Raw genomic sequence first — 19090 nt, forward strand, 5'->3', positions numbered from 1 at the left:
GAAGTATGCCGATTGTCTCCATGGATTCTGGCTTGTCCCTATCAATCTGTGGTATATTAAATGGAATAAAACCAAAGTAAGGAGCTTGGAAATGGAAAAAACATTGATCTTTGGACACAAAAATCCCGACACTGATACGATTTGCTCCGCCATCGCCTACGCCGCGCTCAAAAAAGAGCTGGGCTGGGACGCTGAAGCCGTCCGCCTCGGCGAAGTCGGCTCTGAAACGAAATATGCCCTGGACCATTTCGGCGTGGAAGCTCCGCGTCTGGTAGAAAATGTGGCCAGTGAAGCGAAACAGGTTATTCTTGTCGACCATAACGAGCGCCAGCAGAGCGCGAACGACATCGATCAGGTGCGCGTCGTTGAGGTTATCGACCATCACCGGATCGCCAACTTCGAAACGGCTCATCCGCTGTACTACCGCGCCGAGCCGGTAGGCTGCACCGCAACGATACTGAAGAAGCTCTACAAGGAGAACGGAGTGGAGATTTCGAAGCCGGTAGCCGGACTTATGCTGTCCGCCATCGTGTCCGATTCCCTGCTGTTCAAATCCCCGACCTGCACGGATGAGGATGTAGCCGCCGCCAAGGAACTGGCGGAAATCGCCGGCGTGGACGCGGACAGCTACGGTCTGAGCATGCTGAAGGCCGGAGCGGACCTGAGCGACAAGAGCATCGATACGCTGCTTAACCTGGACGCGAAGGAATTTACAATGGGCGACAAGAAGGTGATTATCGCCCAGGTCAACGCGATTGACACGAACGATGTGCTGTCTCGCCAGGCCGAGCTTGAGGGCGCACTGCAGGGCATTATCGACGAGAAGGGGCTTGATCTGTTCCTGTTCGTTGTAACGGACATCCTGAACAGCGATTCCGTCGGCGTCGCGCTGGGCAGCGCGGCAGGGGCCGTCGAGCAAGCTTACAATGTGAAGCTGGACGGCAACAAGGCCTTGCTCAAAGGCGTCGTTTCCCGCAAATCGCAGATCGTGCCGGTCCTTACCGAAACGATTTCCAAGCTGTAGGTTTATACAATAAATTTTTTTGCCCGCACTGCTATCGGACAGGCCTCAAAGCCGTGTCTCCGCTCCGCGGGAATGATGCGCGCAGGGAATCCCGGCAGCCGTTACCGGCCAGGGATTCCCTTTTTTCTGTACAGGCTCTTGATTAAGGCTGCCCCAAACCGATTGCCTGTTGGATTTTCGATTGGTACAATTAGAAGGACTCAATGAAGGGAGGAGAATGGGATGACCAAACGCAATATAGGCTCCCTGCAATATAAATCATTCGGCCTGGCCCTTCAGGCGCTGGTGGTGCTTGCCAAGGACGGGGGGACCTGTCCCAGCTGCGAGATCGCCAAGATGATGTCGTCCGAGCCGACGCTGCTCCGCCGCATTCTGGCCAAGCTGGCGAAGGAGTCCATCCTGGTCACCCGGGAAGGGCGGGATGGGGGATATACGCTGAACAAGGCGCCCGACCAGTTGACGCTGGCCGAAGTATACCGCGCGCTGGAAGTAGGAGAAGCCCGTCATGAGGCGGTCAGCGGCACGATGTGCGTGAGTGATTTCGGGACTCAGATGAAGACGGCATGCTGCGGCATTTTGGAAGAGGTCGACCGAAGCGTCACCGAGGTACTGAAAAATTATACGGTTGCCGATGTCGTTCGAAAAGCGGGATATTGACAGTTCGCTTTTTATTGTTTTATACTGTGCTTATTAAACAACAGTTGAATTGTTGAGACGGATTTCCGGAAGTAACATTTTTTTTGGTTTTAACTGTGCCATTATACACACAGAATTAAGGGTGGGAGCAGCAGCCGCCCGGCCCGGCCGGCGGAATTATTTTTCATTCAGGAGGAAACCAACTATGGAAACGCAAGTAGAGAACAGCCTGTCTTTCAGCCAAGTTATTCAGGAACGCCATTCGGTAAGAAAATACGATTCTTCCCGGAAAATGTCCGATGAAGAGATCCATGATCTGCTGAACGATGCCGTCCTGGCCCCGTCCTCTTCCAATCTTCAGCCTTGGCGTTTCATCGTCATTACAGATCAGGCGCTCAAGGAGCAGCTGCTGCCGATCGCCTACAACCAGCAGCAAGTTGTGGAAGCATCCGCCATTATTGCCGTGCTTGGCGACCTTGAAGCCTACCGAAACGTGGATAAGATTTGGGATTCGGCGGTAGAGGCCGGTCACGCGACGCCGGAAGTGCGGAATATGATGGTGGAGAACAGCTGGAACAACTACTCCGCGCTCAGCCGGGAGAAGCAGAAGGAAATCGCGCTGGTGGACGGAGGTCTCATCTCCATGCAGCTGATGCTGGCGGCCAAGGCGAAAGGCTATGACACGGTGCCTATGGGCGGCTACAATGCCGATCAATTCCGCGAGATGTTCCAGATTCCGCAACGCTATGCGACCGTAATGCTGATTGCCGTAGGTCATGCTGCGGCCGCAGGACGCCAGACCACACGCCTGCCGCTCGAAGATGTGGTTCAATTTAATGGATTCAAAGGCTGAATCCAATCTTGGCGCTAATCCCCGCCGTCTTCCGGAAGATGGCAGTTAATTGCGAACCCCCGCCAAACCGGCGGGGGTTCGTTAGCGTCCGGCGGGATTTCGCTATTAAAGCCCCTTTCTGCTACAATTTTGGTATGACGGCAGAGACCGCTTTAGACGCGAAAAGAACGACGGAAAGCTTTTGAACAGGAGGCTGAAGCGCAATGATAAAGGTGTATACGGCGGAATCGGTCCACCGCTTCGATCACGGTTGGTTGAAAGGAAGCCATATTTTTTCGTTCGGCGAATATTATGATCCGGCCAATACCGCTTTCGGCCCCATGCGTGTATGCAATGACGACACCATCGCTCCGGGGAAGGGCTTCGGAGCCCACCCGCACAGCGATATGGAGATTGTCTCTATCATTCTCTCCGGCGTGCTTCGCCATGAAGACAATCTGGGCAATGTCGCGGAGAGTTCCTTTGGCGGTATCCAGCGGATGTCTGCCGGCACCGGGGTCATCCATACCGAGCACAATCCGTCGAAGGACGAGCCGGCGCGGCTGCTCCAGCTCTGGTTCATGCCGTCCGTTCGCGGTTCCCGGCCTTCGTACCAGGCGGGGAAATACTGGACGGAGAAGCTTGACGGCGCTTTGGTGCCGGTAGTTTCCGCCGAAGGTTCGGATGAAATCGTTGATATCGGACAGGATATGACGATATATTTGGGACGTTTGCGCGGCGGTCAGAATCTTGCGTTTCATCAGGAGCCGGGACGCCGCATTTTTGTATATGTGATCGAGGGAAGTCTTGAGGTCAGCGGCAGCAAGTTGAATTCCGGGGATTCGGCGCGGATCGAAGATGAAGATACAATCTCGCTCGCGGCAACGGAGTCCGCTTTTGTGATGCTGGTCGATCTGCCGTAGGCGGTGAGGCGTTAAATGAGGAGGTCCTTATGATGAATCAGCGGGAAAGAGTATTGGTCAAACATGCCGTGACCGGACGTATGCTGCTGAGCAGCGCGGAAGGATTGACTTACGCCTTCAGCCGGGATGGCGAACTGATGCGGATTTCCATCTTCGGTGTACCGGCGGATAAGGGACAGGAGGTCCTGACGCTGAAGGCGGAGCTGAACGTCCTTCGGTTCGAGGAGCCGGAGGGCGGGCCTGTCGTCAAGCATTGGTATTACGTTGGTGATAACCCGGTTGACTATGACGAAGCTTCGGGTTGTCTTACCGTGACCGCCCAGTCGGAAATCGAATACCGGCCCGACGAATATTGGGATTGAGCATCTGCTCACGGCACCGAAAATTACGCAAAACTGTAACAGGGGAAGTCAGTATTCAGTTCTTTTGCTGCATGGATGAGCGGATTTATCGAGAAATTCGGTCAGCAGGAATTGACAATTGGTCAATTGTATACTAGTTTTGTTATGAAAGCTAACATTGGCAACATACAAGGGACAGGAGAAATGAAGAACATGGATTTATTCTCGGTATTGGAACGGGACGATTACGAACAACTGCTGTTTTGTCAGGACAAAGCGTCTGGGCTGAAGGCGATCATTGCGATTCACGACACGACGCTCGGGCCCGCTCTGGGCGGAACCCGGATGTGGACCTATGCTTCCGAGGAAGAGGCAATCGTCGACGCGCTTCGTCTGGCAAAAGGCATGACCTACAAAAACGCCGTCTCCGGACTTAATCTGGGCGGGGGCAAGACCGTAATCATCGGTGATCCGAAAAAAGATAAGAACGAAGCGATGTTCCGCGCCTTCGGAAGATATATACAAGGGCTGAACGGACGCTATATCACCGCCGAGGACGTTGGAACGACCGAGGATGATATGGACATTATCCATCAGGAGACCGATTATGTGACCGGGATTTCCCAATCCTACGGTTCTTCGGGCAATCCTTCGCCGGTTACGGCTTTTGGCGTATACCGGGGCATGAAGGCAGCGGCGAAGGCGGCATTCGGTACGGATTCGCTGGAGGGCAAGACGATCGCCGTTCAGGGCGTAGGCAACGTAGCCTATGCCTTGTGCGGGCATCTTCATGAGGAGGGCGCCCGGCTTATCGTCACCGACATTAACAAGGAGGCCGTTCGCCGTGCCGTGGACGCATACGGCGCCAAAGCGGTCGACCCGAATGAGATCGTTGGCGTAGACTGCGATATTTACGCGCCGTGCGCGCTCGGGGCGACCATCAACGACCAGACGCTGCCGCTGATCAAGGCCAAAGTCATCGCGGGCGCGGCCAACAACCAGTTGAAGGAGTCCCGCCACGGCGACGCGCTGCATGCGAGAGGCATTGTCTACGCCCCCGATTATGTGATCAACGCGGGAGGCGTTATCAATATTGCCGACGAGCTGAACGGCTATAACAAGGAGCGGGCTCTGAAGCAGGTGTCGAAGATTTATGACAGTATCACCCGTGTCCTTGAAATTTCGCGCGAGAAGGGCATTCCAACCTACGCGGCGGCCGACCATCTGGCGGAGGAACGGATTGCTCTGCTGAAAAACAGCCGCAGCACCTTTCTTCGCGATGGCCATCACAACCTGAGCAGAAAACGGCATTAATCGGATTTCTACGGCCCGGTATACCCGCGTTCAAGCGGGCCGGGCTTTTTTAAAAAATAGAATTTATAATTAAGATCGAAGCGTCGGAAGAACGTTTTCCGGCAAAAAAGCCTCCAAGCTCCCTACCGACTTACCGATCGGTAACAGCCAAGAGGCTCTTTTTCTAAATATCAGACTCCCATGCCGCTAACGCGGCACCACTGAATAATGAAAATATGGGCGATACTGGTTACTGGGCTGGCGAAGGTAGGTCGTACTTTCTTGGTGTCACGAACCCGGATATCAGACGGACCCCATCGACCCGGTGCATCACAGATTGTTGCTCCCTTCAGGGAAGCACGCAGGGCAGAATAACCTTAGTATTGGTCTTTGCACCAGCCTTAATTAGCGCCAGCAGGCAGGAGAAGCAAACCATGGAAATCCTGATTGAACGTTGCTGTGGATTGGATGTGCACAAGAAAAGCATCACCGCATGTATCATCACCCCGAAAGGAAAGGAGATTCGAAGTTTTGAAACCCTGACCAGACGACTGGTCGATCTGGTGGATTGGATCAAAAGCGAGCGGTGCAGCCATGTCGCGATGGAGAGTACCGGGGATTACTGGAAACCGATTTATAACCTGCTTGAACTGGAAGATGTCAAGCCGATCGTCGTGAACGCTCAGCATATCAAAGCGGTGCCTGGGCGAAAAACGGATGTAAAGGATGCGGAATGGATTGCCAAGCTACTCCGGCATGGACTGGTGCAGGGGAGCTATATTCCGGGTCGGGAGCAGCGAGAGCTTCGGGAAATCATTCGCTACCGGCGAAGCATCATCGAAGAACGAGCCCGGGAAGTAAACCGACTGCAAAAGGTGCTGGAAGGCGGAAATATCAAACTCTCGTCGGTGGCCTCCAATGTGCTGGGCGTATCTGGACGGAACATGCTGGAAGCGATGATTCAGGGAGAAAGTGATCCATCGATCCTGGCTGACTTCGCGCAAAAAAAGCTAAAGGCTAAGAAAGAGCAATTAAAACTGGCCCTTGAAGGCAGCCTGGGGCCGCATCAGCTGCTCATGCTGGAAAAACAGCTGTCGCACATCGACCAACTGAACGAGTTAATCACTGAACTGGATGAAGAAGTGGAACGCCGAATGACCCCTTTCGCAGAGGACCTGAAGTTGTGGATACCATTCCCGGCGTCGGTAAGCGAACCGCCGAACAAATTCTGGCGGAAATCGGGACCGACATGACACGGTTTCCAAGTCCGGGACATTTATGTTCCTGGGCAGGAATGACTCCAGGTCACGATGAAAGTGCCGGGAAAAAGCGGTCAGCGAAGACCCGAAAAGGGAACAAGAAACTGCGAAGTGCACTGGTGGAAGCGGCACGAGCCGCGGGACGAAAAAAGAATACCTACCTGTCGGCCCAATATCACCGGATCGCAGGCAGGCGAGGAAAAAACAGGGCAGCAGTGGCTGTCGGACATAGCATCCTGACGATCGTTTATATCTTGTTAACGCGAAAACAAGAATATAAAGAACTAGGATTTGATTATTTCGATCAACGAAACCGCGACATGGTGATGAACCGTTCCATCAAACGATTAGAATCCTTAGGCTACCAAGTGAATCTGACGGAACAAACGGCCTGACAGCTGATTCAAAAAAATATACAATCTGGGGTTTGTTTTCGTATGCACACTTTTAGTGTTCTGGAGCAACTTTATTTTCAGGGCAGAAAGTATAAGCTTCGCGCTTATCCTTAACCTGATATTTTTACGAGAAACGGATGCCTTCCTCTTCCAGAGGACGGCGAAGCCGTTTCTTCTTAAAATACAAGAATTTATAAGTTTCACGCTTATAAAAGACCTTGTATTTCTACGAGAAACGCACTTGCGTCTTGAAAGACGCCGTCAGGCGTTTCTTCTTAGGCGGACATGCATGAACGTTACTGCATTTTATCCGGTTCGGGATAAGCGACGCCCAAGGTATCTACCGTTATCTTCTTGATTACGGGCGGATTTTCGGGACGGTCGTTGGCGTCTCTCGGAAGATTGACGATGGCGTCGACGACATCGAGCCCTTCGGTGACTTTTCCGAAGGCCGCATACTTTCCGTCCAGACTCGTCGCGGCCGCAGTCATAATGAAGAATTGCGATCCCGCCGAATCGGGATCATTCGTCCGGGCCATCGACAGCACGCCTGTCGTATGCAGGAGCTTGTTGGGGAAGCCGTTCTCGGAGAATTCTCCGGAAATGCCGTACCCGGGGCCACCCATGCCCGTGCCTTCCGGATCACCGCCCTGAATCATGAACCCGGGGATGACACGGTGGAAGACCGTCCCGTTATAGAACCCTTTTTGAATGAGTGAAATGAAATTGTTCACCGTATTCGGGGCGACCTCAGGATACAGCTCGGCCTTGATGATCCCGCCGTCCCCCATCTCGATGGTAACCAGGGGGTGGCTCGCACTATCGGAGGGCGTTCCGTTAGCGGGCGCGCCGTTTGTCTGCGACCCCGAGTCCGGGGCTGGGGATGCGCCGGGGTTCGAGCCGCCCGAGGCGTCAGGCTTACTGCCGCAGCCGGACGCCAGAATCAGCATCATAAGGCCCAGAAGCGCCCATATGACGAAAGAATGTTTGCTTGCAGCTCTCACTAATCTGTCGCTCCTTTACTTCATTAATCCGTGCGTCATATGCATCATAACCCGGAGCCGGTCCGCTTTGCAAAATTCACAGGGTTAATCGGGATTGGCATCGGCCGCAAACAGGTTTACAATAATAGGATGCTTCCAAGAAGCTTGAAAGGATGTACAGCATGATGAACTTTTCGTGGAAGCGGAACTTGGTCGTCCTTTGGTTAGGCGTATTTCTGTGCAGCACCTCGTATTCGATCTCGATTCCGTTTATGTCCATTTTTCTAGGCGATGATCTGGGGGTGACCAGCCACCTGGAGGTATGGTCCGGCGTTGCCTTCGGCATCTCGTTTTTGGCCAGCGCGCTGATTTCTCCTTTCTGGGGCTCCCTGGCGGACAAATACGGACGCAAGCCGATGCTGGTCCGTTCGGGCTTCAGCCTGGCGGCGCTTTATTTGATCAATTATTTTGTCCATGATCCTTATGTATTTCTTGTTATACGGGTGCTGCTGGGGCTGCTGGCCGGGTTCGTTCCGTCCTCCATCGCGCTGGTGGCGACGAATACCCCCGAAGAGAAAACCGGGTACGCGCTTAGCGTTATGTCGACCTCGGGCGCTGCCGGAAGCATTATCGGCCCGCTCATCGGCGGCGTGATCAGCTATTATTACGGCAACCGCAGCACCTTTCTGTTCTCGTCGGCGATTGTGCTGTTGTCGGCGGTGATCGCCACCTTGTTCGTGAAAGAGCGGAAATTGGACCGGTCGGCTCCAAGATCGCGAGTGCGCGACGATATCAGGGAAGCCGGGGGCAATGGAGCCTTCGTTTCCCTGATGGTAATGACGGGAATCTGCAACTTTTCCGTAATGCTGCTGGAACCGCTTATCCCCATTTACATGCTGGATATGGGAATCTCGAAGGACAGTGCGTCGCTTACTTCGGGAATCGTCTTCTCGGCGGTGGGCATCGCCACGATGCTGATGGCTCCCCGTTGGGGGAGAATCGGGGGACGAAAAGGCTTCGGAGTCATTCTGTTTCTCGGCCTTCTGGGCGGCGGAATCGGCAATATTCTGCAGTTCTTCGTGACCGGCTATGTCCAGTTCGCGGTTCTGCGGTTTATCTACGGACTGTTTTATGCCGGCGTGCTTCCTTCCATTAATGCGATGATCGTACAGGTAACGGAGCCGGGATTCCGGGGGCGCGCTTTCAGCCTTAACCAATCGGTCTCCCAGCTTGCGACCATGGCCGGACCCATTCTGGGCGGCCTGCTCGGAGCCTTCCTTCCGATCCGGTGGGTGTTCGTGATCAATGGGCTGATGCTTTTGGCCGCGGGACTGACTGTGAGGACGCGGAGACTTGAGGCCCAGGTATCCGCCGTCAGGACGGAGTAACCTTCTCGGCTTGGCAAGGGTGGAACGAACCGGGCACGGCAATGCGCCGCCGGACGCCAAAAATGATCGGGCGGCGCTTAGCTGCTTTATTCATCTTCGCCCGTAGAGCCGTTCAGCACATCCGTGCCCGGCACGGCATCAAGCGAAGGGGAAGCCGGATCGACCGGACTGCCGGCCTGGATATCGTCGGCGTCGGGAACATTCTCCAGCGGATCGGTATCGTCCTCCGCCGTATCATCGGCGTATTCGATGGAGCCTTCATTGAGCCCGGCGGTAAAAAAAGCCTTGGTCGCATCGGAGTACAGGAGCTCGTCCCGGCTCGGGGCGGGTCCTGAAAGAATGCTTTCCTCCAGATCGGGCGGGCCGCCCAGTCCCCGTTCGGGAGCGTTAAGCCCGACATCCGCCGCGAGCTCCGGGTCCCGGGCCAAGGTTTCATTTTCGGCGGTATATACGATTCCGTCGGAGGCCATCGAATCGGCGCCGACCCGTTCATGGGTGGTAAAAGGAGATTCGATGGGAACGTGCACGCTGCCGGAAGCTTCTTCGCTTACGCTTTGCGCCGTTTCTGTTCCTACAAGCCGGATGTCATCAACCGGAATATCCTGCTCCGGAGAGACGCCACCCATTTTGGCATAGCGTTCGTATTCAAAATCGGCTTCCGTCTTATTGAAATCAGCCATTTTATTCAGCTCCTTTTAGGTGTAATATCATGGGTATCCGCTTCCTTGGGAAGCGCATGCCGTACGGCTTTAATCTGATTCTTGTCAGGCAGGGCATCCGGAAAAGTTCCTTCCTGAAACAGGCCGAACTCTTCGTCGATATCCCGCTCGGTTACTAAATCGTCATCTTCCGAGCCGCTGCGCTTCTTGTTTCGGTACTCTTCCAATGAGCAGCCCTCCTTCTTGGTTATCAGGCATCTGCCCTGACAACGGTATATATTAATGTATACCCTTATAGAGGCAAGCGAATCCTTCCTTGGACTCTATTCTTGATCTTCATGTGTATTCTTTCGTGAAACGGTTATTTTTAATCCACTTAAAGGGAAGAATCGAAAGTTGGTCGAAAATTATAGCAAAATATCTATTTTGGATAGCCGAGGTGCCACTGTTATGAAATTGCCACTACACAAAATAGCGGCAGTAGTGTTTGTCATATTGCTGCTGGCCTCCATGATTGAAATCGGAATTTCCATGGAGCGGGGGAAACAGGAGGGTACCGAGCTTTCTCGGTGGAAGCTGAAATGGGTGAGCGAAGCGGAAGGAGACCGCGGGCAGCGTCCTCCCAGCGGGGATACAGGATGGATTGACGTATTGTCTTCCGGCCCTCAGGTCGAGGTGCCCGGAGAGACGGCTGCGGTATGGATCCGCGCTTCTTTGCCTCCCTTTAGCAGCAATTCGGCCGCACTTGTGAATAAAGTGTACGGAAACAATATCAGAGCTTATCTTGACGATACGCTCGTCTATAGTTCAAGCGGCAGCGTAGGCCTGAGTGGAAGCAAGATTTTAATTCCGCTAAACGCGTCGCAAACCGGCAAAGAATTATACATATACTGCGAAGGGCCTGACACCCGCCTCGGCATAGACGGAGAGATCAAGATTGAGAGCTACGGAAAGCTGCTGAATCTTTACTTGAAGGAAGATTTGATGGACATCATCATCGGCGGAGCGCTCATTTTTGTGGCCGTCGTGCTGGGCGTCTGCTCGATCTTTTTAAAAAGAGAACTGTTTTTCAGCGGATTTTTGCTGATGCTGATCATGCTGTCGTCCGGGGTGCTGATGATCTACTACTCTCCTTATTTTTCGCTGGTGCTGGGCAGCAGATCCAAATGGATGGAATTGTTTTTTGATATATCGCTATTCACGCTGCTGCCGGCGTTCACCTATTTTTTCGAGAAATTATTCGGCCCCGGTCTGTATGGCGGCGTTACCCGGCTGAGGAAGTTCCAACTGGTGTATTCTCTGTTCTGCCTGGGACTCAGCGTCCTCAATATTGCCTTGTCTTACCGTATTGACGGCCTGTACAGAATGTTCACGGTGGATATTGCAGGCGTTCTCATGATCATGCAGTTCCTGTTTCTGCTCGGACATGCGGTCCGTTACGCCCTTCGAGGCAATGTGGAAGCGATAATCTTCACCTCGGGTTTTGCCGTGTTCGCCTTGACGGCTCTAAGTGAGCTGTCCCTGTTCTACATGTCGGGCGAGGGGTACCATCTGTACTGGTGGAAGTGGGGCATCGTCATTTTTCTTGTTTCCCTGATTGTTATCCTGGGGCAGAAATTCGCCAAGAATCATGAGCAGGTGGTCGAATATTCGAAGGAGCTGGAGAAGTTCAACAACGATCTTCAGCGTTCGGAAAAAATGGAAATCATCAGCGAGCTGGCCGCTTCGGTGGCGCATGAGGTCCGCAACCCGCTCCAGGTCACGAGAGGCTTTTTGCAAATCATCGGTGAAGGGTCGGACAGCAAGGAGAAGGAATATTTGCAGCTGGCTATTTCGGAGCTGGACCGGGCCGCGCATATTATCAATGATTTTCTGACATTCGCCAAGCCGCAAATGGATGAGGTGGAATGCCTGGATGTCGGGGGAGAATTGAAGCATGTCGCAGGCATTCTGCTTCCTCTGGCCAAAATGCAGGAAAGCACCATCGAGATCCATCTGGAGGACGGACTGTATGTGAAGTTCAGTTCCTCCAAATTCAAGCAGGCCTTGATCAATCTTATTAAAAACGGCATCGAAGCCCTTCAGGAAAATGGGCTGGTGATCATTACTGCCTGGAAATCCGGCGGTTACGTCGTAATCAGCATCCGGGATTCGGGGGAAGGCATGACGTCCGGGGAGCTGGCCAGGCTGGGGGAGCCGTATTTCTCTAACAAAACGAAAGGCACCGGTCTCGGTTTGATGGTCACCTTCCGGATTATCGAGGCAATGAACGGCACCATCGAGTTCAAGAGCATCAAGGGAAAAGGGACGGAAGTGATCGTCAAACTGCCGGCCGTCAAACCGTGAGAAGCGAAGAAACGGGAGGAGCTGGATCAATGGAAAGAATCGGGTTCGGATTAATCGGCGGAGGCTGGAGGGCGGAATTCTTTCTGCGGATCGCCGAAGCGATGCCGGAGCGTTTTGCCGTAAAGGCCATCTTTGTCAGAGACCGGGGGAAGGCGGACAAGCTGCAGGAGCATTGGGGCATTAAGACGTATACCTCATTTGAGGAGTTTACCGCCGCATGCCGGAATGAATGTTCATTCGCGGTTGTTAGCGTAAAACGTGTGGTTAACGCTGAATTCATCGAAAAGCTGACGGAAGCCGGTATCCCGGCGCTGGCGGAAACGCCTCCCGCTGACGGCGCGGAAGGCCTGCTCCGTCTGTGGGAGCGGGTGGGAGCCTCGGCCAAAGTCCAGATCGCGGAGCAGTATGCGTTCCAGCCGATGCACGCGGCCCGAATCCGGCTGGCGCGTTCCGGCAGGCTGGGCGAAGTCAGCCAGGCCCAGGTATCCGCGGCGCATGATTATCACGGTATCAGCCTCATCCGCAGGCTGCTCGGAATCGGCTTCGAGAATGCCGTCATCCGCGCCCAGACTTTTACTTCGCCCATTGTCAAGAGTCCGGACCGCGGCGGTCCTCCGCTCTCGGAAGAGCTGGAGGAGTCTCAGCAGATCATCGCCATGCTGGATTTCGGGAATAAACTGGGCGTGCTGGATTTCACGGGCGACCAGTATTTTTCATGGATTCGGGAAAAGCGGATTCTGGTTCGCGGAGAGCGCGGGGAGATCGTGAACGATGAAGTGTCCTGGCTGCAGTCCTTCGACAGTCCGGTTTACGACAAGCTGCGCCGGATCGATACCGGACATAGCGGAAATCTGGAGGGCTTCCACCATAAGGGGATTATGGGCTGCGGGGAATGGCTGTATGTGAATCCCCATGCCCCGGCCCGGCTGTCGGACGATGAGATCGCCGTCGCTGAAACCTTGGCGAGAATGGGAGATTACGTCCGGGGCGGCCCTTCTTTTTACAGCCTGGCTGAAGGCTGCCAGGACCATTATCTGGCGCTGGAGATGCAGCGGGCCGCGGCGAGCGGCGTTCCTGTCACTACGCAGACCCAGCCCTGGGCTTCGGCTTCGGCGGGAGGAAACGTTTAAGGTCCACAGCGGATTGATCACAAAGGAACCAAAAAGCGCTCTGTCCTGCATAAGCCATTTGCGGCTAAGCGGGACAGGCGCTTTATTTTGGAATACGGAGACGAGGCCGGCTACGACGATGAATCAAGGGTCCCCGTGTTTTCAGTTCCGGGAGCCGGACGGCTTCAGGCCGGGGCCGCTGGCAGCAAGTGCGGATTCCAGGGCTTCGTACTGACCGCGAAGCCGAACCAGCCTGGAGACGCTCTGCTCAAGGCCGCCCATCCGGTTGCGTTCGCACCACAACAGACGGTATTGGAGCAGAAGCAGATCGAGATCTTGTTTCAGTTCCCCGATTTCGGTGGGCGATACAGGGTCATTAGCCGCGAGGCGGCGCTTTAGGAAAGCGAGTCTGATCGAATGCTTGACGAAATGAACGCCGTTCCGCAGTTCTTCCAGAATCAGGCCGGCATCGTCGCAGCGTGGGGAGAGGCCGTCAAACCGCTCTTCGATTTCCTCGATATAGGCTTTAAGGCGATGCAAATTCTCGTCCGGCAGTTTGTCCGTCAGGCGCATATTGTCCAGGTCGCTGCGCAGCAGCATGGACATCTCGGTATCGTTATGATGCGGATTGCCGGATTCCAGCTTGTAGTAGTTCCCGAGGTCCAGCAGCAGTCTGCCGGTCTGTCCCGAATCATCGGCGAACAGGAATCTGTCCATGTAGCCCGCGATATCGGCGTCAAGACTGGCATCGGCACTCCAGGCAAGGGCCGCGCCGTACACGAATCCCGCATAGCTTACGGGAAGATGCTGCCAGTGTCCATTGTCACCCCAATCGGTGATCAGATAGCCGATGGCTCCGTTGTTCTTGCCGTGAACGGCCGCGCTGCGCAGATTGGCCAGCATATTGTCGGTGCGGCCGGTGATGGAATTCCATGAACTGGTTCCGGGGCATACATAGAAGGGAATGCCCGCGGCGCTGAAATTTTGCGTATCGGCTTCGAACGGATGCTCTGCGGTGTACCCCCATTCCATGGCGATGATATCCTTCGGCAGATGGGGAATCAGTTCGGGGTGCTGGAGAATAATGTCTCCCCAGAACTGCATCGTTTTGCCGCGTTTTCGGACGAGCTCCGCGATTTTTAGGAGAAAGGTCAAATAAAGACGGCCTTTGCCTGGGGACTCTGCAGCGCTTTGACTCCGCCCCATGCCCAGCTCATAGGTCTCATCGCAGCCGACATTGAACTTGCCGGAGCTGAAGTAAGGCAGCAGATCGTCGTACATTGCTTCAAGCAATTCCGCAACTTCTGGCACTTCCGTAAAGAACGTTCCGGGTCTCATGGCGAGGCCGTCCGGGTATAGGTCGGAGTCGTACATGCCCTCCGGCATCATGAAGCCTTCCGGAATTTCCGCCAGATGGTTAAATTCCGGCCGGGACAGCCAGCCTTCCATATGGCCGAAGCTGTTCTGATTGGGAACCAGCTCAATGTAGCGCTGCCGGCAGTACTCATCAAGTTCCAGGATTTCTTCGCCGGTGATCGGGGTTTCCAGCTCCCAGACACCCGGGAAGGATTCGTAAGAGAAAGGAGTTCCTTCTATATATAGCTGCAATTGGTTCAGTTTTAAATCGGCCATAAGATCCACAATCCGCCGCAGCGTCTCCAACTTGGGGATTTTGTTGCGGCTGATATCGATCATAAGTCCTCTTGCCGGAAAATCGGGTTCGTCGGCAATGTGCAGACAAGGCAGAACGCCGCCCGTCCGTTGGATCAGCTGTTTCAATGTGGCCGCGGCATAAAAGGCCGCTTGCGGCGATCCATAAGTTACCAGGGCGCCAGTCTCGGTTACGGACAGTTCATAAGTCTGATCGTCCAGGTTAGGATTAAGGGTAAATATGAAGGCGCAGGAAGAATCGGGGCGCACACCGATGGATATCTGGAGATTTAGACCCAGATGCTTGGACACGGCATCCTGTACGGTTCGGGCAGCCGGAAGAGCCTGCTTGTCGGCGGGTCCGGCGAGCGCGATTTTGTCGCCGCGGGACACCCGGTAAGAACCGGGCCGGAAGGTCATTTCCTTGGGAACGGGAAGCAGAACTAGGGATTGGAACGGTTTGGACAATGACGTGCACCTCGCTATCCTGTAGAATATGATCATCTTAGGCAATAAACATATCACTCCGAAAAGAGCGGAGGAATGCAAATCATGTCCATACACATGGATTATATGATCAGTCCTTATCCAATTAGAATCATCGATCCGAAGGTGGAGGCCTCCAAGCTGCGGCTGAGCTCAATCCGGGTGGGCCAGGTCGGCCACTTGCCCGGAAGAACGCTGTTCCGTACGGGCGTAACGTTTACGCATTGGGCCTTCGTCTATGTTGTTTCCGGCTCCGGCACCTATGCCGAGAACGGCGGTAAGCGGCAGCAGGTTCGGGACGGCAGCCTCTTCTTCTTCCAGCCGGGCCGCATCTATGATTTTGGTCCCCCGCCTTACGGGAGCTGGGACGAGTACTATATCAACTTTACGGGCAACCGGGTGAACGAATGGCGGGAGGCGGGACTTTTGACGGAAGGAATCGTCTTTCGCGCAGATGCGGCGCAGGATCTGGCGGCAGGATTTGAAAGAGTGCTGGATTGGATGGAGGGGGGAGACCCTCGGGACGCCGACAGGGCGGCACTGCTGCTGGAAAGGATGCTTCTGGATTGCTGCGGCGCCGGCGACAGCCACCGCCCCGATTCCGAAGACAGCATGCAGGCCATCCGCGAAGATTTGCACTCCTGCATTTATGGGGTGTTCGACGCTTCCCTGTTCGCCCGCAAGCACCATATCTCGGTGTCGACGTTAAGGCGGCTTGTGCTCCGCAGCAGCGGATACCCCCTGCATGATTACATTCACCGGTTGAAGATGGGAGAAGCCAAAAAGCTCCTCCTCAACACCCCGCTGCAGGTTCAGGAAATTTCAGGTATGTTGCGTTATAACGACCCTTTTTACTTCTCGAGGCTGTTTAAGAAATATATGGGGATTTCCCCTATGGAATGCCGGTGTAATGTGTAAGGCTGAAAGCTTGTCGTCAGCGGAAATTAAGCTAACATGGCTCTGACTCTCAAATGTAAAAAATTAGAAAAAAACTTTCTGCATACCCCGTTTCGGCACGGAATAAACAAGGAAAAATAAAAAAAATATACTAAAATTTTAATCGTGTAACCGTTAACAATGAAAAAGGTAACTTGTTATTGTCATTTTTCTTTTGTATGATGCATTTAACACAGCAGTTCCCATGAAGGTAAAAGCTCGCATTTTCCACAAATTTGGAGAATAGGGTGGTGGGATGAATATCAAGTTATCTGCGGAAGATCGAATGATTACATTTTTCCGTTATTTTTCACTGTTTCTTACTTCACTGATGTTCTTAATAACGCGGACGGGTCCTTCTCTGTTTTATAAAATTCCGATCATCATTGTTCTGGCCTTGCTGGCCCACGCGTTTACGATTTCCTTTCGGAGTTTGCGGCACAGGCCGCATGCCGTTATGGCTTCGGTGAGCATCGAGATGTCGCTGATTCTTCTGCTGGCGATTTGTACAGGCGGTTATAACAGCCCATTCAAGCTGTATACGCTAAATCCCATTTTGATTGCCGCGGGTTCTTTGTCCTTTTATTTTTGTTGGAGTCTGCTGGCCGGCTATTTTGCCATTTTCTTTGGATTTTGCTATTTTTTTTATAAATCGGCGGAAGATACGTTTGCCTCTGTTTTGCTGGAGAACGGGAACCTGTTCCTGGCGCTTGCTCTAACGGTGACCTTTATGCAGCTGCTGTCGCGGTTCAGGCGCCAGCGGGAGGAGGCGAATGCCCGAACGGACGAAATGCTTGAGCATATCAAATCGTTGTATCACATTGTGGAAACCTCAAGCGAGCACGATTTTATGAATATCGGACAGGTCATCACCGACTATGCCGTCAAGCTGACGAAGCTGAACAAAGCGCTGTTCTGGTTTGCGGGCAATACTGGAGGACCGTCTCCCGTAAGCCGCCAGACCGGTTGGCTGCCCGAAGATGAAGGTCAGTTGTTCGGGGAGCTGAAGAAGCACGAGACGGAGTGGCGGCGTTTGAAGGAACCGATATTCAAGAGCTTTCCCGGTTTTGGGGATCTGCTGTTAATGCCGGTTCGGATGAGCACACGTTTTGTGGGTGTGATCGGAGTAAAGCTTGAAGCGCACGAGGGGCTGGAGGGCCGAAGATGGTATATCCAGCAGCTGATGTTTCTGGCGGAGCTCAGCGCGATTACGCTGGAACGCCATGAACTGAGCGTTACCGAGAACCGGCTTATTGTAACGAACGAACAGAACCGGATTGCGGACGAAATGCACGACAGCGTCTCTCAGAGCCTGTTCGGCATTGTATATGCGGCCCATTCCCTTAAGCAGTCCTGCAGAAAAATGACGCCCTCCCAGCTGGAGGAGCAAATCGAGCTGATCCATGATTCGGCGACCAAGGCGGCCAAGGAGCTGCGGATTACGATTTACAGCCTGAGCTCCAAGAAAAGCGGCGGCCCGACCTGGCTTGGCATGGTAAGATCGCATCTGAAGAGCTTGTCGAGACTGAACGATGTCGAGATTGATTTCAAGGTGAAGGGTGATGACTTCAGTCTGCCCTATACGTACCACAAAGCCCTTTTTCGGATTATCTCCGAAGCGACCGGCAACGCTATTCGCCACGGAGCCGCACATAAAGTCGAGGTTGAGCTGACCTTGAAGCCGAGGTGGATTGGACTGGCAATACGCGACGATGGCGTAGGATTCGACACCGATCTGCTATGGACCCATTCCGAGGAAAGCACCGGCGGACTGGGAATGAAGAACATGCAACATCTGACCCGGTCTCTTGGCGGGGATTTTCAGTTGTCGAGCAATGAAAATGCAGGCACCCAAATTCTAATTTCAATTCCGGTAGGCGTAATTGAACTAAAGAACGCATAATAAATAACAGGAGGTCTTTGCATATGGAAATCGTGATAGTGGATGATCACCCCCTTGTGAGAAGAGGACTGGCAGCGGTCATTTCCATGCAGCCTAATGTGAAATTTGCGGGCGAAGCGACAAACGGCGAAGAGGCTCTGCGCGTACTGGAAGAAATCCGGCCCGATATGGTGCTGATTGATTTGAAGCTTGCCGACGAGTCGGGGCTTGATGTAATCAAGGCGGCGCGGAGCCGCGGAATTGAGAGTAAGTTTATACTGCTGACCTCATCGGCGAGCCGTGAGGATTTCCTCAAGGCGGAGGAAGTTCTGGTCGACGGATATGTATTGAAGGAGGCGCTCCCTGAAGAGCTTCTGTTCGCCATTCAGCTGGTCCACAAAGGCCGAAAATATTACGATCCTGGCCTGATGGAAGACAAGATGAGGATGAGCGGCAAGAGCCCGACCGACGAATTGACGCCCAAAGAGCGGGAAGTTCTGATTGAGCTCGGTCAGGGCGCCTGCAACCGGGAAATCGCCTCCAGGCTGTTCATCAGCGAGTTCACGGTCAAGAAGCATGTCAGCCAAATTTTGGCCAAGCTTCAGGTCGCGGACCGCACTCAAGCGGCGCTTTATGCCAACGCGGTCGGTCTAACCAAATACGAGATGTCTGTCGAATAAGCTCGGACAGAATCATTCATTTTCAGGAACACGGACAAGATGTCCGTGTTTTTTTTGTGCGAATATAAGAATTTATAAGCTATGCGCTTATCATTTTGTCTTATATTCCTACGAGAAACGGTACCTAAAAGCGATACTCGTATCGCTACTTCGGAAGCTTAAGCTCCCTAAAAGGACGGCGAAGCCGTTTCTTCTTGGAAATCATAAACTTTGGAGCCCTAAAGACCCGGTTGAGGTCTGGGCCAGTACTTCAATTTGCGGTTACTTA

At 53.6% G+C, this 19090-nt stretch carries 16 protein-coding genes and 1 pseudogene; 13 read left to right on the forward strand and 4 right to left on the reverse strand.

The features are described 5' to 3' along the window. The first annotated feature begins 91 nt into the window (after nucleotides 1–91). The 7 genes and pseudogenes from PUR_RS05190 to PUR_RS05220 all read left to right on the forward strand — a co-directional run bounded on the left by PUR_RS05190 (nucleotide 92) and on the right by PUR_RS05220 (nucleotide 6703). Nucleotides 92–1024 (forward strand): manganese-dependent inorganic pyrophosphatase, encoded by a 933-nt coding sequence (locus PUR_RS05190; RefSeq protein ID WP_179034324.1) that lies wholly within the window; start codon nucleotides 92–94, stop codon nucleotides 1022–1024. Nucleotides 1025–1246: 222 nt separating this feature from the next. Continuing rightward, nucleotides 1247–1681 (forward strand): RrF2 family transcriptional regulator, encoded by a 435-nt coding sequence (locus PUR_RS05195; protein WP_179034325.1) that lies wholly within the window; start codon nucleotides 1247–1249, stop codon nucleotides 1679–1681. Between the two features lie 184 nt (nucleotides 1682–1865). Next, on the forward strand, nucleotides 1866–2513 hold the full coding sequence (locus PUR_RS05200; protein WP_179034326.1) for a nitroreductase family protein: 648 nt from the start codon (nucleotides 1866–1868) through the stop codon (nucleotides 2511–2513). A gap of 203 nt (nucleotides 2514–2716) precedes the next feature. Next, entirely contained in the window at nucleotides 2717–3415 is a 699-nt protein-coding gene (locus tag PUR_RS05205; protein WP_179034327.1) for a pirin family protein, read from the forward strand. Nucleotides 3416–3444: 29 nt separating this feature from the next. Beyond that, complete coding sequence (locus PUR_RS05210) at nucleotides 3445–3777, forward strand: hypothetical protein (RefSeq protein WP_232101727.1); 333 nt, start codon at nucleotides 3445–3447, stop codon at nucleotides 3775–3777. A gap of 192 nt (nucleotides 3778–3969) precedes the next feature. Continuing rightward, nucleotides 3970–5070, forward strand: a complete 1101-nt coding sequence (locus PUR_RS05215) for a Glu/Leu/Phe/Val family dehydrogenase (protein ID WP_179037753.1) — start codon at nucleotides 3970–3972, stop codon at nucleotides 5068–5070. A gap of 413 nt (nucleotides 5071–5483) precedes the next feature. Then, nucleotides 5484–6703, forward strand: a pseudogene (locus tag PUR_RS05220) (IS110 family transposase). 296 nt (nucleotides 6704–6999) lie between these two features. Here the strand turns inward: PUR_RS05220 and PUR_RS05225 are convergent. Then, nucleotides 7000–7707 carry a peptidylprolyl isomerase gene (locus PUR_RS05225; RefSeq protein ID WP_442953765.1) on the reverse strand — a complete coding sequence of 236 codons (708 nt, stop codon included), beginning with the start codon at nucleotides 7705–7707 and terminating at the stop codon, nucleotides 7000–7002. A gap of 164 nt (nucleotides 7708–7871) precedes the next feature. Here PUR_RS05225 and PUR_RS05230 point away from each other — a divergent pair, with 164 nt between their 5' ends. Beyond that, complete coding sequence (locus PUR_RS05230) at nucleotides 7872–9074, forward strand: MFS transporter (RefSeq protein ID WP_179037755.1); 1203 nt, start codon at nucleotides 7872–7874, stop codon at nucleotides 9072–9074. Between the two features lie 86 nt (nucleotides 9075–9160). On the opposite strand, the gene PUR_RS05235 is transcribed toward PUR_RS05230, so the two are convergent. Both PUR_RS05235 and PUR_RS05240 read right to left on the reverse strand, forming a co-directional pair. Continuing rightward, complete coding sequence (locus PUR_RS05235) at nucleotides 9161–9754, reverse strand: hypothetical protein (protein WP_179034329.1); 594 nt, start codon at nucleotides 9752–9754, stop codon at nucleotides 9161–9163. Between the two features lie 5 nt (nucleotides 9755–9759). Continuing rightward, nucleotides 9760–9960, reverse strand: coding sequence for a hypothetical protein (locus PUR_RS05240; protein ID WP_179033485.1), 201 nt, complete (start codon nucleotides 9958–9960; stop codon nucleotides 9760–9762). A 223-nt stretch (nucleotides 9961–10183) separates the two neighbouring features. Between PUR_RS05240 and PUR_RS05245 the strand changes: the two genes are divergently transcribed. Further along, nucleotides 10184–12079, forward strand: coding sequence for a sensor histidine kinase (locus PUR_RS05245; protein WP_179034330.1), 1896 nt, complete (start codon nucleotides 10184–10186; stop codon nucleotides 12077–12079). Nucleotides 12080–12108: 29 nt separating this feature from the next. Further along, a complete protein-coding gene (locus PUR_RS05250; protein ID WP_179034331.1) occupies nucleotides 12109–13209 on the forward strand; it encodes a Gfo/Idh/MocA family protein in 1101 nt (366 codons plus the stop codon). A gap of 141 nt (nucleotides 13210–13350) precedes the next feature. On the opposite strand, the gene PUR_RS05255 is transcribed toward PUR_RS05250, so the two are convergent. Then, a complete protein-coding gene (locus tag PUR_RS05255; RefSeq protein WP_179034332.1) occupies nucleotides 13351–15306 on the reverse strand; it encodes a beta-N-acetylhexosaminidase in 1956 nt (651 codons plus the stop codon). Nucleotides 15307–15390: 84 nt separating this feature from the next. Between PUR_RS05255 and PUR_RS05260 the strand changes: the two genes are divergently transcribed. The 3 genes from PUR_RS05260 (at nucleotide 15391) to PUR_RS05270 (ending at nucleotide 18822) form a co-directional block, all read left to right on the forward strand. Beyond that, nucleotides 15391–16242, forward strand: coding sequence for an AraC family transcriptional regulator (locus PUR_RS05260; protein WP_179034333.1), 852 nt, complete (start codon nucleotides 15391–15393; stop codon nucleotides 16240–16242). Between the two features lie 274 nt (nucleotides 16243–16516). Further along, nucleotides 16517–18163, forward strand: a complete 1647-nt coding sequence (locus tag PUR_RS05265) for a sensor histidine kinase (protein ID WP_179034334.1) — start codon at nucleotides 16517–16519, stop codon at nucleotides 18161–18163. Between the two features lie 23 nt (nucleotides 18164–18186). Beyond that, nucleotides 18187–18822 (forward strand): response regulator, encoded by a 636-nt coding sequence (locus PUR_RS05270; RefSeq protein ID WP_179034335.1) that lies wholly within the window; start codon nucleotides 18187–18189, stop codon nucleotides 18820–18822. Nucleotides 18823–19090: the final 268 nt, after the last annotated feature.

This window comes from Paenibacillus sp. URB8-2, from assembly GCF_013393385.1.
GTDB lineage: Bacteria > Bacillota > Bacilli > Paenibacillales > Paenibacillaceae > Paenibacillus_AQ.